At 60.5% G+C, this 14,314-nt stretch carries 7 protein-coding genes, 2 tRNA genes and 3 rRNA genes; 9 read left to right on the forward strand and 3 right to left on the reverse strand.

Translation table 11 applies throughout. The features are described 5' to 3' along the window. Positions 1 to 397 precede the first annotated feature (397 nt). From B9P64_RS09620 to rrf, 5 genes are all read left to right on the forward strand, one after another. A 16S ribosomal RNA gene (locus B9P64_RS09620) occupies positions 398 to 1,928 on the forward strand. A gap of 110 nt (positions 1,929 to 2,038) precedes the next feature. Further along, a tRNA-Ile gene (locus tag B9P64_RS09625) sits at positions 2,039 to 2,115 on the forward strand. Between the two features lie 13 nt (positions 2,116 to 2,128). Continuing rightward, positions 2,129 to 2,204, forward strand: a tRNA-Ala gene (locus B9P64_RS09630). Between the two features lie 205 nt (positions 2,205 to 2,409). Then, a 23S ribosomal RNA gene (locus tag B9P64_RS09635) occupies positions 2,410 to 5,286 on the forward strand. A gap of 148 nt (positions 5,287 to 5,434) precedes the next feature. After that, positions 5,435 to 5,546, forward strand: a 5S ribosomal RNA gene (rrf, locus tag B9P64_RS09640). Together the 16S, 23S and 5S rRNA genes with 2 tRNA genes alongside form the textbook arrangement of a ribosomal RNA operon. A 192-nt stretch (positions 5,547 to 5,738) precedes the next feature. Here the strand turns inward: rrf and B9P64_RS09645 are convergent. After that, positions 5,739 to 6,713, reverse strand: coding sequence for an aliphatic sulfonate ABC transporter substrate-binding protein (locus B9P64_RS09645; RefSeq protein WP_085316033.1), 975 nt, complete (start codon positions 6,711 to 6,713; stop codon positions 5,739 to 5,741). A gap of 243 nt (positions 6,714 to 6,956) precedes the next feature. Between B9P64_RS09645 and B9P64_RS09650 the strand changes: the two genes are divergently transcribed. From B9P64_RS09650 to B9P64_RS09665, 4 genes are read left to right on the forward strand one after another with little or no spacing between them, the layout of a single operon-like run. Next, positions 6,957 to 8,363, forward strand: a complete 1,407-nt coding sequence (locus B9P64_RS09650) for an LLM class flavin-dependent oxidoreductase (protein ID WP_085316034.1) — start codon at positions 6,957 to 6,959, stop codon at positions 8,361 to 8,363. Then, positions 8,360 to 10,876 carry a TonB-dependent receptor plug domain-containing protein gene (locus tag B9P64_RS09655; protein WP_085316035.1) on the forward strand — a complete coding sequence of 839 codons (2,517 nt, stop codon included), beginning with the start codon at positions 8,360 to 8,362 and terminating at the stop codon, positions 10,874 to 10,876. Before B9P64_RS09650 ends, B9P64_RS09655 begins: the two co-directional genes overlap by 4 nt. A gap of 25 nt (positions 10,877 to 10,901) precedes the next feature. After that, positions 10,902 to 11,741 (forward strand): TauD/TfdA dioxygenase family protein, encoded by an 840-nt coding sequence (locus tag B9P64_RS09660; RefSeq protein ID WP_085316036.1) that lies wholly within the window; start codon positions 10,902 to 10,904, stop codon positions 11,739 to 11,741. Between the two features lie 19 nt (positions 11,742 to 11,760). Beyond that, a complete protein-coding gene (locus B9P64_RS09665) occupies positions 11,761 to 12,435 on the forward strand; it encodes a peroxiredoxin-like family protein (RefSeq protein WP_085316037.1) in 675 nt (224 codons plus the stop codon). 103 nt (positions 12,436 to 12,538) lie between these two features. Here the strand turns inward: B9P64_RS09665 and B9P64_RS09670 are convergent, their stop codons facing one another. Together B9P64_RS09670 and B9P64_RS24320 are read right to left on the reverse strand one after the other, a co-directional pair. After that, the gene (locus B9P64_RS09670; protein WP_085316038.1) at positions 12,539 to 13,048 is read right to left on the reverse strand and encodes an anthrone oxygenase family protein; all 510 of its coding nucleotides are present in this window, start codon (positions 13,046 to 13,048) and stop codon (positions 12,539 to 12,541) included. A gap of 181 nt (positions 13,049 to 13,229) precedes the next feature. Further along, positions 13,230 to 14,009 (reverse strand): hypothetical protein, encoded by a 780-nt coding sequence (locus tag B9P64_RS24320; protein WP_139826239.1) that lies wholly within the window; start codon positions 14,007 to 14,009, stop codon positions 13,230 to 13,232. Between the last annotated feature and the right edge of the window lie 305 nt (positions 14,010 to 14,314).

Here is a 14,314-nt window from a genome sequence, read left to right on the forward strand (position 1 = left end):
GCTTGCCAACTAGCGATGTTCTGGTTATAGTCGATGGCTCAGCTGTTGCTGAACGATGATTTCGCTGCTGAGGAAGCAGGGCCGCAAGGTTTGCCGAGATGGCAGCGAAATAAAAAAGTTCAAAAACAGTTGACGGTGAGAAAAAAGCAGTGCATAATCTCGCCTCTCTGCTGATGACGACGCGGCGCCAAGCAAGGCGAAGCAAGTTGTAGGTAGATTGCAGTATCGCTCTTTAACAAGTTAACAGCCGATAAGTGTGGGCGTTTGTTGTGATGGGGCTGCATGCCGCGAGGCGCGCAGTGTGCTCAAAGCAATAAAGGCTCACAAAAAAGTAAGGTGAAAACCTGAAATTTCGTTGAGTCGCGACCTTACGAAAGTAAGGGCAATAAGCATGATTAAACTGAAGAGTTTGATCCTGGCTCAGATTGAACGCTGGCGGCATGCCTTACACATGCAAGTCGAACGGCAGCACGGGGGCAACCCTGGTGGCGAGTGGCGAACGGGTGAGTAATGCATCGGAACGTGCCCAATAGTGGGGGATAACTATCCGAAAGGATAGCTAATACCGCATACGCACCAAGGTGGAAAGCGGGGGATCGCAAGACCTCGCGCTATTGGAGCGGCCGATGTCGGATTAGCTAGTTGGTGGGGTAAAGGCCTACCAAGGCGACGATCCGTAGCTGGTCTGAGAGGACGACCAGCCACACTGGGACTGAGACACGGCCCAGACTCCTACGGGAGGCAGCAGTGGGGAATTTTGGACAATGGGGGAAACCCTGATCCAGCCATGCCGCGTGTGTGAAGAAGGCCTTCGGGTTGTAAAGCACTTTTGGCGAGAACGAAACGGCGTTGGTTAATACCTGACGCTAATGACGGTACTCGCAGAATAAGCACCGGCTAACTACGTGCCAGCAGCCGCGGTAATACGTAGGGTGCAAGCGTTAATCGGAATTACTGGGCGTAAAGCGTGCGCAGGCGGTTTTGCAAGTCAGATGTGAAATCCCCGGGCTTAACCTGGGAACTGCATTTGAAACTACAAGGCTTGAGTGTGTCAGAGGGGGGTGGAATTCCACGTGTAGCAGTGAAATGCGTAGAGATGTGGAGGAACACCGATGGCGAAGGCAGCCCCCTGGGATAACACTGACGCTCATGCACGAAAGCGTGGGGAGCAAACAGGATTAGATACCCTGGTAGTCCACGCCCTAAACGATGTCTACTAGTTGTCGGTCAGGTTACTGATTGGTAACGCAGCTAACGCGTGAAGTAGACCGCCTGGGGAGTACGGTCGCAAGATTAAAACTCAAAGGAATTGACGGGGACCCGCACAAGCGGTGGATGATGTGGATTAATTCGATGCAACGCGAAAAACCTTACCTACGCTTGACATGCTCGGAATCCTGCTGAAAGGTGGGAGTGCCCGAAAGGGAGCCGGGACACAGGTGCTGCATGGCTGTCGTCAGCTCGTGTCGTGAGATGTTGGGTTAAGTCCCGCAACGAGCGCAACCCTTGTCATTAGTTGCTACGAAAGGGCACTCTAATGAGACTGCCGGTGACAAACCGGAGGAAGGTGGGGATGACGTCAAGTCCTCATGGCCCTTATGCGTAGGGCTTCACACGTCATACAATGGTCGGTACAGAGGGTTGCCAACCCGCGAGGGGGAGCTAATCTCATAAAACCGATCGTAGTCCGGATTGTAGTCTGCAACTCGACTGCATGAAGTCGGAATCGCTAGTAATCGCGGATCAGCATGTCGCGGTGAATACGTTCCCGGGTCTTGTACACACCGCCCGTCACACCATGGGAGTGGGTTTTACCAGAAGTAGTTAGCCTAACCGTAAGGAGGGCGATTACCACGGTAGGATTCATGACTGGGGTGAAGTCGTAACAAGGTAGCCGTATCGGAAGGTGCGGCTGGATCACCTCCTTTCTAGAGTATCTCACTCAATAAACGCCCACTCTTATCGGCTGTTAGAAAAGTCTGTCTGAAGGGTGCACCTGGAAAGACTAGGTGCGCAGGACTCCTGTGTTTGATAAGGAGGGTCTGTAGCTCAGTCGGTTAGAGCACCGTCTTGATAAGGCGGGGGTCGTTGGTTCGAATCCAACCAGACCCACCAACATTATCCAACTGGGGGTGTAGCTCAGCTGGGAGAGCACCTGCTTTGCAAGCAGGGGGTCATCGGTTCGATCCCGTTCACCTCCACCAAAACTCTTCAGACGCATTGCGATAGCGAAAGTCACTATCGCAATGCCATTAGGCTTTTGTTCTTTAACAATTTAGAAGAAGCAAATACAGAAATCAGCAAGAAATTGCTGATTCATGGGTTGTGATTGCATCAGCCAGAAATACTGGCAGCAGCATTTTGCTCAACCTATAGCATTGGAATCGTAAAGATTCTCCAAGGTTATAGGGTCAAGTGAATAAGTGCATGTGGTGGATGCCTTGGCGATTACAGGCGATGAAGGACGCGATAGCCTGCGAAAAGCTTCGGGGAGCTGGCAAATAAGCTTTGATCCGGAGATGTCCGAATGGGGAAACCCACCCGCAAGGGTATCTCATGCTGAATACATAGGCATGTGAGGCGAACCTGGTGAACTGAAACATCTAAGTAGCCAGAGGAAAAGAAATCAACCGAGATTCCGAAAGTAGTGGCGAGCGAAATCGGATCAGCCTGCAAGATTTAACAGTGGTGTTAGCAAAACGGTCTGGAAAGTCCGGCGATAGTGGGTGATAGCCCCGTATGCGAAAACACCATTGTGGAACTAAGTTTGCGACAAGTAGGGCGGGACACGTGAAATCCTGTCTGAAGATGGGGGGACCATCCTCCAAGGCTAAATACTCGTAATCGACCGATAGTGAACCAGTACCGTGAGGGAAAGGCGAAAAGAACCCCGGGAGGGGAGTGAAATAGATCCTGAAACCGCATGCATACAAACAGTCGGAGCCTCGCAAGGGGTGACGGCGTACCTTTTGTATAATGGGTCAGCGACTTACATTCAGTGGCAAGCTTAACCGTATAGGGAAGGCGCAGGGAAACCGAGTCTTAATAGGGCGTTCAGTCGCTGGGTGTAGACCCGAAACCGGATGATCTATCCATGGCCAGGGTGAAGGTGAGGTAACACTCACTGGAGGCCCGAACCCACTAGTGTTGAAAAACTAGGGGATGAGCTGTGGATAGGGGTGAAAGGCTAAACAAATCCGGAAATAGCTGGTTCTCTCCGAAAACTATTTAGGTAGTGCCTCGCGTATTGCTCCAGGGGGTAGAGCACTGTAATGGTTGGAGGGCTCATTGCGAGTTACTTCGCCATAGCAAACTCCGAATACCTGGAAGTATGAGCGCGGGAGACAGACGCCGGGTGCTAACGTCCGACGTCAAGAGGGAAACAACCCAGACCGCCAGCTAAGGTCCCAAAGATTGGCTAAGTGGGAAACGAAGTGGGAAGGCTAAAACAGTCAGGAGGTTGGCTTAGAAGCAGCCACCCTTTAAAGAAAGCGTAATAGCTCACTGATCGAGTCGTCCTGCGCGGAAGATGTAACGGGGCTAAGCCAGTCACCGAAGCTGCGGATCACAGAAATGTGATGGTAGGAGAGCGTTCCGTAGGCCTGTGAAGGTGTCTTGTAAAGGATGCTGGAGGTATCGGAAGTGCGAATGCTGACATGAGTAGCGATAAAGCGGGTGAAAAGCCCGCTCGCCGTAAACCCAAGGTTTCCTACGCAACGTTCATCGGCGTAGGGTGAGTCGGCCCCTAAGGCGAGGGCGAGAGCCGTAGCTGATGGGAATCCGGTTAATATTCCGGAACCGCCGTCAAGTGCGATGTGGGGACGGAGAAGGTTAGCTCAGCCAACTGTTGGAATAGTTGGTTCAAGCGTGTAGTCGTGCTGCTTAGGCAAATCCGGGCGGCTTAGATGAGGCGTGATAACGAGTGAACATTGTTCACGAAGTGAGTAATACCAAGCTTCCAAGAAAAGCCACTAAGCTTCAGCTTGACGGGACCGTACCGCAAACCGACACAGGTGGGTGTGATGAGTATTCTCAGGCGCTTGAGAGAACTCGGGAGAAGGAACTCGGCAAATTTGTACCGTAACTTCGGGATAAGGTACGCCCTCAGTAGGTGAAGTTGTACAAACGGAGCCAAACAGGGCCGCAGTGAATAGGTGGCTGCGACTGTTTAATAAAAACACAGCACTCTGCAAACACGAAAGTGGACGTATAGGGTGTGACGCCTGCCCGGTGCCGGAAGGTTAAGTGATGGGGTGCAAGCTCTTGATCGAAGCCCCGGTAAACGGCGGCCGTAACTATAACGGTCCTAAGGTAGCGAAATTCCTTGTCGGGTAAGTTCCGACCTGCACGAATGGCGTAACGATGGCCACACTGTCTCCTCCCGAGACTCAGCGAAGTTGAAATGTTTGTGATGATGCAATCTCCCCGCGGCTAGACGGAAAGACCCCATGAACCTTTACTGTAGCTTTGCATTGGACTTTGAACCGATCTGTGTAGGATAGGTGGGAGGCTTTGAAGCGGGGGCGCTAGCTCTCGTGGAGCCATCCTTGAAATACCACCCTGGTTTGTTTGAGGTTCTAACCTTGGCCCGTTATCCGGGTCGGGGACAGTGCATGGTAGGCAGTTTGACTGGGGCGGTCTCCTCCTAAAGGGTAACGGAGGAGTTCGAAGGTACGCTAGGCACGGTCGGACATCGTGCTAATAGTGCAAGGGCATAAGCGTGCTTAACTGCGAGACCGACAAGTCGAGCAGGTGCGAAAGCAGGACCTAGTGATCCGGTGGTTCTGAATGGAAGGGCCATCGCTCAACGGATAAAAGGTACTCTGGGGATAACAGGCTGATACCGCCCAAGAGTTCATATCGACGGCGGTGTTTGGCACCTCGATGTCGGCTCATCACATCCTGGGGCTGTAGCCGGTCCCAAGGGTATGGCTGTTCGCCATTTAAAGTGGTACGTGAGCTGGGTTTAAAACGTCGTGAGACAGTTTGGTCCCTATCTGCCGTGGGCGTTGGAAGTTTGACGGGGGCTGCTCCTAGTACGAGAGGACCGGAGTGGACGAACCTCTGGTGTACCGGTTGTCACGCCAGTGGCATCGCCGGGTAGCTAAGTTCGGAAGAGATAACCGCTGAAAGCATCTAAGCGGGAAACTTGCCTGAAGATGAGACTTCCCTGGAGACTTGATCTCCCTGAAGAGCCGTTCGAGACCAGGACGTTGATAGGCTGGGTGTGGAAGTGCAGTAATGCATTAAGCTAACCAGTACTAATTGCTCGTGAGGCTTGACCCTATAACCTTGGTGTATGCCAATGGTCGATCAGAATGTCGCTAACAATGCGATCACTCCCCAACTCTGTAGCAATTGCTTCTTCTAAATTGGATTTCTTGATCGAGTGCTCGTCTCTTGACCGTACTTAACAAGAAATCGACAAGTTATGCCTGACGACCATAGCGAGGTGGTCCCACTCCTTCCCATCCCGAACAGGACAGTGAAACGCCTCCGCGCCGATGATAGTGCGGTTCCCGTGTGAAAGTAGGTCATCGTCAGGCTCCTCCTCTGAAAGGGGCGACTCAACTCTGAGTCGCCCCTTTTGCTTTGCCATCTCTTCTCAAGCCGTGTGAGACCGTCAATGCATGTCGAGTGCGCCTGGATTTCACTCGACTAGCCTTGATCGAGCCGACCTCGGATTTCACGCCGAGTCTTGGTGTCGATTTCGCGCGTGCGGAAATTGGCGAATGAGCTCAGCGCTTGCCGGGCTGAAATAGCGCTACTGCCGAAGCATCGACCCGCTTGGGCAGCAGTTTCTCGGCCAGAAAGGCGTCTGCGATGCGCTGCTGTTCGTCGAGCGAGCCGGGCCGAACTGCCTGCACGTCATAGCTGCGGCGGCCGTTGGCTACCTCGATGGTGTCGGCGTCGAGGCCCCAGGCCGGGCTGAGCAGGGCGGCGGCTTCCTTCGGGTTCTGCTTGGTCCATTGGCCGGTGCGGCGCAGCTCGTCGAACAGCGCTTGCAGCACGTCGCCGTGGGCACGTGCGTAGGGCGTTGATGCGAGGTAGTAGCGCTGATAACTGGCCAGATTGCGGCCATCGGCCAGCACGCGTGCGCCGGCCTGGCGCTGGGCAGCGGCCAGGAACGGATCCCACACCACCCATGCATCGAGCGCGCCGCGTTCGAAAGCCGCGCGGCCATCGGCCGGCGCCAGATAGGCCGGCGTGATGTCGGCAAAGCTAAGCCCCACGCTTTGCAGCGCCGCCAGCAGCAGGTAGTGCGCGCCGGCGGCCTTGGCAAAGCCCACGCGCTTGCCCTTGAGGTCGGCTAGCGTCTGCAGGGGCGAATCGCCCTTGACCAGAATGGCCTGGGCTGCCGGCGAGGCGGTCTCGCGCGCGACGAAGGTGAGATCGGCGCCGGCCGCCTGCGCGAACACCGGCACCGTGTCGGCCACGTCGGCACTGAAATCGACATTGCCGAGATTGAGCGCTTCGAGCAGCGGCAAGCCGCTGGCGAACTCGTGCCAGCTGACGGTCACGCCCAGCGGCGCCAGCAGCGCGTCGAGGCTGCCGCGCGTCTTGATGACGGTGATGAGCGTGGACGACTTCTGATAGCCGATGCGCAGCGTGCCGGTGGCGGCATGGCCGCGCGCGGGAAGTAATGCGCTGCCGGCCAATGCGCCAAGGCTGGCAAGCGCGTGGCGGCGGTCGTGACGGAAGAAGGAGGTCATGCGGATGTGTCCTGTCTGATGATGGGTCGGCCCGAGGCTAGGCAGGCACTGCTTGCTTTCAAACAGCGTGAAAGGCGTTTGAATGTGACCGGAAGTTGTGACTGCAACCCCGCTCCATCGCGCTGTTTGATGACAAACACGCATGACTTGAGCTGATAAACATATTCAAACAGCATCTTCATGCTGTCCGTCGGCCGCACCTATCGTCCTTGCCTTCAACACGAAAGGGCAACGGAGCGACACATGACGGAAAGAAGCATCAGGCTGGGCGCGGTACTGATCGGCGCGGGCACAGCCCCCGAAGCCTGGCGCGCGCCGGACGCGCAGGCCGACGCCAGCATCGACATCGACTGGTATCGCGCCAAGGCGCGGCTGGCCGAGGACGCGAAGTTCGACTTCGTGTTCATCGTCGACAGCACCTTCATCACACCCGACTCGGCGCCGCATTTCCTCAACCGGCTGGAGCCGCTGACGCTGCTGTCGGCGCTGGCCGGCGTTACCTCGCGCATCGGGCTGGTCGGCACGCTCACCACTTCGTACAGCGAGCCGTTCACGGTCGCGCGCCAGTACGCCTCGCTCGATCTCATCAGCCACGGGCGCGCCGGCTGGAACGTGGTGACCACCGGCCTCGAAGGCGCGGCCGGCAACTACGGCCGCGAAGCCCATTTCGACCACGGCGAGCGCTACCGGCGCGCGCACGAGCATCTGCAAGTCGTGCGCGGCCTCTGGGACTCCTACGAGGACGACGCCTTCCCGCGCGACAAGGCCAGCGGCCAGTTCCTCGACCGCGACCGGCTGCATGCGCTCAACCATCGCGGCGAGTTCTTCTCAGTGACCGGGCCGCTCAACATCTCGCGCTCGGCCCAGGGCCAGCCGGTGATCTTCCAGGCCGGCGGCTCGGAATCGGGGCGCGATCTGGCAGCGCGCACCGCCGATGCGATCTTCACGATGTCCGAGGACTTCGAGGAGGCGCACGTCTTCCGCGCCGACATTCGCCGTCGCGCCGCCGAGGCCGGCCGCGATCCCGATTCGATTCTCGTGTTCCCCGGCATCCGGCCGCTGCTGCGCGCGACCGACGCCGAAGCCGAGGCCGAATACCGCCGGCGTGCCGACGCGGTGAGCCTGGACCATGCGCTGGTGCAGCTCGGCCGGCCGTTCGGCTATTACGACTTCAGCCGCCACGATCTCGACGCGCCTTTCCCCGAGCTGGGCGACGCCGGCGCCAACGCCTATCGCAGCCACAGCGAGCGCATCAAGCGGCTGGCGCGCGACGAGGGCCTGACGCTGCGCCAGACCGCGTTGCGCCTGGCCACGCCGCGCAGCCCCTTCCTCGGCGCGCCGGCCACCGTGGCCGACACGGTCGAGCGCTGGTTCCGCGACGGCGCCGCCGACGGCTTCATCGTGGGCGTCGATCAGTCGAGCGATCTCGACCAGTTCGCGGCCCAGGTCGTGCCGCTGCTTCAGGCGCGCGGCCTGTTCCGGCGCGAATACGAAGACACGACGCTGCGCGGCAACCTCGGCCTCGCGATTCCGGTCAACCGCCACACAGCGGCCCGGCGCGCGGCGGCCGAGGCGCTGGCCGGCGCGGCCGACGCCACCGCCTCCGCCAATGCAGCGGCCACCGTCGCCGAACCGGGAGTCGCGGCATGACGGCTGTCGCGCTCCGCCTGCGCCCGCTCGCGCTTGCTCTCGCCGCGCTGCCCGTGCTGGCCCAGGCCGCTGCGCCAACCCAGGTGCAGGACGTGGTCGTCACCACCGGCTTTCGCGGCGGCCAGATCGCCGTTGCCGACAGCCCCTCGCCGATCGACGTGATCGACGCCGAGCAGCTGCAACTCACCGGCAAGGCCAGCCTGCGCGAGATTCTCGGCACGCTGGTGCCGTCGTTCACGGCGGCGGCCCAGCCCGGCGGCGGCACCTCGGCCAGCATCCGGCCCACGCGCATCCGCGGCCTGAGCGGCGATGCGCTGCTGGTGCTCATCAACGGCAAGCGGCGCCACGGCACGGCCGTGTACAACAACTTCGGCACCGGCAGCACGCCGGTCGATCTCGACCTCATCCCGATCTCGGCCATCGAGCGCATCGAGGTGCTGCGCGACGGCGCGGCGGCCCAGTACGGCTCGGATGCCATCGCCGGCGTGCTCAACATCATCCTCAAGCGCAACGACAGCGGCGGCACTGCGTCCGTCACCGCCGGCCGGCAGGAAGACAGCCCCGGCGACCTGTTCCAGACCAGCATCAACAAGGGCTTCGCGCTCGGCGAGGACGGCGGCTTTGCCAGCCTGTCCTTCGACACGCGCTCGCAGGGCCCGTCCTACGCGGCCGGCGATGCCCAGGGCAGCTTCTACTACCCGCTGCTCAACGGTCAGCCCGTGGCCTACGGCACGCCCGGCGCCACGCCCGACCCGCGCGACGCCACCGTCGACCGCTTGCTGCAAAAGGGCTACGGCCGCTCCAACCGCGACCGCGTGCTCAACTTTGCTTACAACGCCGAGCTGCCGCTGTCGGCCGACCTGTCGCTGTACTCGTTTGCCACCTACAGCCATCGCAGCATTGTCGACACGCGCGGCACCTTCCGGCCCAACAGCGTCAGCTCGCTGCCCGAAGTCTTCCCCGACGGCTTCGCGGCCCAGCGCCTCATCAGCGAGCCCGACTACCAGCTCACGCTCGGCGGCAAGGGCCTGCTGGCCAGCTGGAACTGGGACCTGAGCAGCACCTACGGCCGCGACGCGGTGCGCCTCGGCGCGCAGAACACGCTCAACGCCTCGATCGGCCCGACCAGCCCCACGCGCTTCTACCTCGGCTCCATGCGCTTCCAGCAATGGACCAACAACCTCGACCTGACGCGCGCCTTCAACCTCGGCCTGCCCAACCCGGTGCAGGTGTCGGTCGGCGCCGAGCACCGCTGGGAACTGTGGGCCGAAGGCGCCGGCGAGCCCGACTCGTGGCGCGACGGCGGCTATGTGATTCCGTCGGGCCCGCGCGCCGGCCAGCGCCCGCCGGCCGGGCTGCAAAGCTTTGTCGGCAACCGCCCTGGCGATGCCAGCACCGTCACGCGCAACAGCGTCGCGGCCTATGTGGACCTGGGCACCAAGTTCACCGAACGCTGGACCGCAAGCCTGGCCGGCCGCGCCGAGCATTACGACGACAGCTCGGGCAACACCGTGGCCGGCAAGCTGTCCACCCGCTATGAGCTGACGCCGGGCTTTGCGCTGCGCGGCACGGTCAACAACGGCTTTCGCGCGCCGTCGCTGGCGCAGCAGGCGTTCTCGGTCACGCAGCAGACCTCGATCCGCCTGCCGGACGGCAGTACCCAGAACCTGCTGGCGCAATACCTGCCGTCGTCGAGCGCGCTGGCGCAGGCGCTCGGCGCCAAGCCGCTCAAGCCCGAGAAGTCGCTCAACTTCAGCGTCGGCGCCACCTGGGAGCCGGTCAAGACCGCGCGCGTCACGCTCGACGCCTACGAAATCCTGGTCGACGACCTGATCGTGAAGGGCGAGAACCTGGTCGACGGCGCCGGCTCCACGCTCGTGCGCGACCGGCTCGCCTCGCTCGGCTACAGCAATCTCTACGCCGCGCAATACAACGCCAACGCCGCCGACGTGAAGGTGCGCGGCGTCGATCTGGCATCGGAGCTGACCCAGGACCTGGGCAGCTACGGGCTGGTCCGCTGGTCGGCGCAGTACAGCTACAACCGGCTCAACATCCGCCGCATCAAGGACAACCCGGCCGAGCTGGGTTTTCTGGGCTCGCGCTATGTGGTGTTCGGCCGCCAGGCCCAGCTCACGCTCACCGAGTCGGCGCCGCGCGACAAGCTGCTGCTCGGCAGCAACTGGTCGCAGGGGCCGTTCGGCGTGAACCTGCGGCTCACGCGCTTTGGCAAGTATCTGGAGCCGGGCACGACCGTCGCGCTGGACCGCCGCTTCAGCGCCAAGTGGATTACCGATACCGACCTGTCGTGGCGCATGACGAAGACGCTCACGGCCGCGATCGGCGCCAACAACCTGTTCGGCATCCGGCCCGACCGCCAGCCGGTCTCGGCTACGCAGACCGGCCTGGGCAGCGCGCTGCCGACGCTTGCAGACGCGAGCAACAACTACGGCAGCTACAGCCCGTTCGGCCTCAACGGCGGCTTCTATTACGGCCGCCTGAGCTACGACTTCTGAGCCCCATCCACGAGGAGACCCGCGCATGTCCACCGTCATCGCCCCCGTCAATGCCGTCGCGCAGCTGGTCGTGCGCCCGCTCGAACCCACCATCGGCGCAGAGCTCTCGGGCATCGACCTGCGCCAGCCGCTCGGCACCGCGCTGCGCGACGAGATCAAGGCGCTGCTGCTCAGGCACCGCGTGCTGTTCTTCCGCGACCAGCCCATCGACAGCGAGCAGCAGATCGCCTTCGCGCGCCAGTTCGGCAAGGTCTACGAGCATCCGACCACCAGCCGCGTGCGCGCCGGCGTGCCCGACTCGCACCGCATTTCGGCGGTGGAGGCGCGCCAGCTCTACAACCCCACGTCGGGCCGCTGGCATACCGACACCAGCTGGCTGGTGCGCCCGACCTGGGGCGCGATCCTGCGCGACATCGATCTGCCGCCCACCGGCGGCGACACGATCTGGGCCGACGGCCATGCCGTGTACGAGGCGCTGCCCGAGGCGCTGAAGCAGAAGATCGACGGCCTCTACGTCACGCACGACTTCCAGAGCTCGCTCAAGCGCGCCGGCATCGATTACCCGATCGTCGCCCATCCGCTGGTCAAGACCCATCCCGAGACCGGCGAGAAGATCGTCTGGGCCAACTGGTCGATGGCGCCGTGGGTGGTGGGCTGGGACCGTGCCGACAGCAAGGCGCTGCTCGACGAACTGCTCGGCTACTACGCCCGGCCCGAGTTCCAGGTGCGCTTCAAGTGGACACCGCATTCGGTCGTGTTCTGGGACAACCGCGCCGGCCTGCACTACCCGGTGACCAACTACGGCGACTACCCGCGCGAGCTGGAACGCGTGCTCATCGAAGACCACGAGGCGCTGCCGCACTGAGCGGCGACGGAGGATGCCCATGCCCGAAGAATCCCTGCACCAGCTGTTCCGCGAGCTGCACGCCCACCGCGTGAAGACCATGGACCCGGCCGCGCTGGCCATCAACATCAACCAGCGCGCCACCCTCGTGCGCGACGCCAATTACGCCGGCTTCGTGAAGGCCGGCGACGTGCTCGACGACTTCCGCCTGCACGAGGTGGACGGCAGCCTGCTCTCGCTCGACGTGCTGCTGGCGCACGGACCGGTGGTGCTGGTGTTCTTCCGCTTCGAGGGCTGCCCGGCCTGCAACCTGGCCTTGCCCTACTACCAGCGCAATCTGCTCGGCCCCGCGCGCGAGCTGGGTGCGACGCTGGTGGCGGTGAGTCCGCAGGTGCCCGACAAGCTCGGCGCGATCAAGCGGCGGCATGACCTCGGCTTCTTCGTGGCGAGCGATGCGGGCAATGCGCTCGCGCGGCGGCTCGGCATCGTCTACGAGTTCGATCAGCCGTCGAAGGACGCGGCAATTGCGCGCGGCACGCCGATCGGCGAGGTGACAGGTACCGGCACCTGGGAATTGCCGATGCCGACGGTAGTGGTCATCGGAGCAGGGCGGCGGGTGGTGTTCGCCGATGTGCATCCGGATTGGCTGCTGCGGACGGAGGCGGGGGCGGTGGTTGCGGCGTTGGAGTCGTTGCGGGTGGAGGTGCAGGAGTGATTCGCTGCACTTGCGTCGCATTGGCGCGCGATGCGGCTATTGGCATGCGGGAATGGCTGGCGCCGGTTGTGAACCGTATCCCGTGCAAGTTTTCAATTCCAGGCTAATCGTCTTGTCTTGATTCCAAAGCAATCAGGAAACGGACGCTGTGGATGAAGCCAATGAAAATCAGAACAATTCGGCCTGAATCCAAAATGAACCAACGGTGTACCAGGGCGATTGTTTCGGCGTCCGTTGCCGCCAGCCTTCCGCGGTGAATTTCCCAGAGCTGAGCTATCATTGGCCAGAATACAGTTGGCGTAAATATCCAAATGACAATGAGGCTTGCAAACGAAGCCAGAATGATTTTTCGAGCTGGACTCCGCCATGCGAGCAACAAGGCGCCGATGTTGGCCAGCAAAAGAAGTGCGCTAAGCGGCTGAAAGAAATTGCCCGGATCAATCGGGTAATCTTTCCCGTAAGGCAAGTGCTGAAACGACGCTGGTGGCGAGGCGCCCCAGGCCGTCGCAAGCACCAGGAGGTCGAATATCTTCGCTCCCAGCGCAATTGCCCAGGCCGATACGAGAATCCAGGCAAGCCCAAACAGTGATTTGCTGGCAGAGAAATGCTTCATGTTCCACCAAGGAAATGGAGGGTTGCGTCATGACTGCCATCCACGAGCGCCAGGGTGGGCCTTGCGATGCTGCTCGACACGGCAATTCCGCATTTCGAGCCTGAAGCAGGGCAAGTCGTTTCGACATCCCGTTTCGACATCACCCGCATGCCGAATGACGCGACTCTGCAAACGATGGCGCTTACTGATGATTCTGCGCGGTCGGTTCATAACATTGCGGATCGTCCGCTTTCAAGTCGGCGAGCTGGGTCTGGATTGACTTGATCTTCTGTTCATTGGTTTGGCGAAATACTGCAAGCACGTTGTTCGTGCTTTCGATGATGGGCCCCGATGCCTGAAACTGCTTTATTGCATTCTGTGTTGGGCTCACAAGATTTGCCTGAGCCTCGCCAAGCTGGTTTTTCAGGGCATTGATGCGGTCTTGGGCTTCCGTGGCTTTGCGCAATTCTTCCTGAGCCCAAGCCTTCTCTGAATTTTCAACGACGGCTACCAGGTAGCCGAATACCCGAACACGATAATCCAGGCAAAGCTGTCTTCCCAGCGCCATGTCGACATACTTTGTTCGCAGTTCTCGCAGTCTTGCGGCATTGATGTCCCGTCTTTCTCGTTCGTCCTGCGCCAATTTTTCTTCCCTTGCCTGTGACGCAACCGCCAGTCGCAATTTCTGGTCTTCATGATTGGCATTTACCTTGATCTGCTCCGTAGTGCAGTTGGTAATCATGGTTGCGATTGATACTCCGGCCGTTATAAGCCCGGGGATTACAGTCCCCAATCCGGCAATTCTAAGCAGGCTCTTCCAGGAGAAAATGCTTTCGGTCTGCGTTGGCGGTGGGGCTTCAGATGGCCGAGCCGGCGAGCCCGTTGATGCGTCGCCCGAAACTTCGGTTTTTGAATTCGGCGGCATCTCTGTTGAAGATGGAACGGATTCGTTCGCTTGAGGCTGGAATGGTGTCGGTGCCATGATGAATTCCTCCAAATTGCCAGCAATGGGGATTCTGGAACCGTTGTGCTTTTGACATTCATGCCGCCCCGATATGCGTGCGGCGTCGCGACATCCAGGGGGCAATCCGAGGCACAACTCGATGATTCATTCAGCTGGCCCATGATCGGAATGCCCCGCAGTGCGAGCAAGGACAGGCCAGCGATTGAAATGCCGGAGCGATGGCTATTACTCCATCCTGACCCGCCCGACCATCGCTGGTAACACAAGGTACTGAATCGCTCGCAACAACCGCAGCTCGCCCCCGGCTACTGCTGCGCCTCCGG

Source organism: Derxia lacustris, assembly GCF_002105195.1.
GTDB classification, from domain to species: Bacteria; Pseudomonadota; Gammaproteobacteria; order Burkholderiales; family Burkholderiaceae_E; genus Derxia; species Derxia lacustris.

Excerpts from the sequence above, each read along its gene's own strand:
- B9P64_RS09645 (WP_085316033.1), bottom strand. The coding sequence starts at position 6,713 with ATGACCTCCTTCTTCCGTCACGACCGCCGCCACGCGCTTGCCAGCCTT.
- B9P64_RS09650 (WP_085316034.1), top strand. The coding sequence starts at position 6,957 with ATGACGGAAAGAAGCATCAGGCTGGGCGCGGTACTGATCGGCGCGGGC.
- B9P64_RS09655 (WP_085316035.1), top strand. The coding sequence starts at position 8,360 with ATGACGGCTGTCGCGCTCCGCCTGCGCCCGCTCGCGCTTGCTCTCGCC.
- B9P64_RS09660 (WP_085316036.1), top strand. The coding sequence starts at position 10,902 with ATGTCCACCGTCATCGCCCCCGTCAATGCCGTCGCGCAGCTGGTCGTG.
- B9P64_RS09665 (WP_085316037.1), top strand. The coding sequence starts at position 11,761 with ATGCCCGAAGAATCCCTGCACCAGCTGTTCCGCGAGCTGCACGCCCAC.
- B9P64_RS09670 (WP_085316038.1), bottom strand. The coding sequence starts at position 13,048 with ATGAAGCATTTCTCTGCCAGCAAATCACTGTTTGGGCTTGCCTGGATT.
- B9P64_RS24320 (WP_139826239.1), bottom strand. The coding sequence starts at position 14,009 with ATGGCACCGACACCATTCCAGCCTCAAGCGAACGAATCCGTTCCATCT.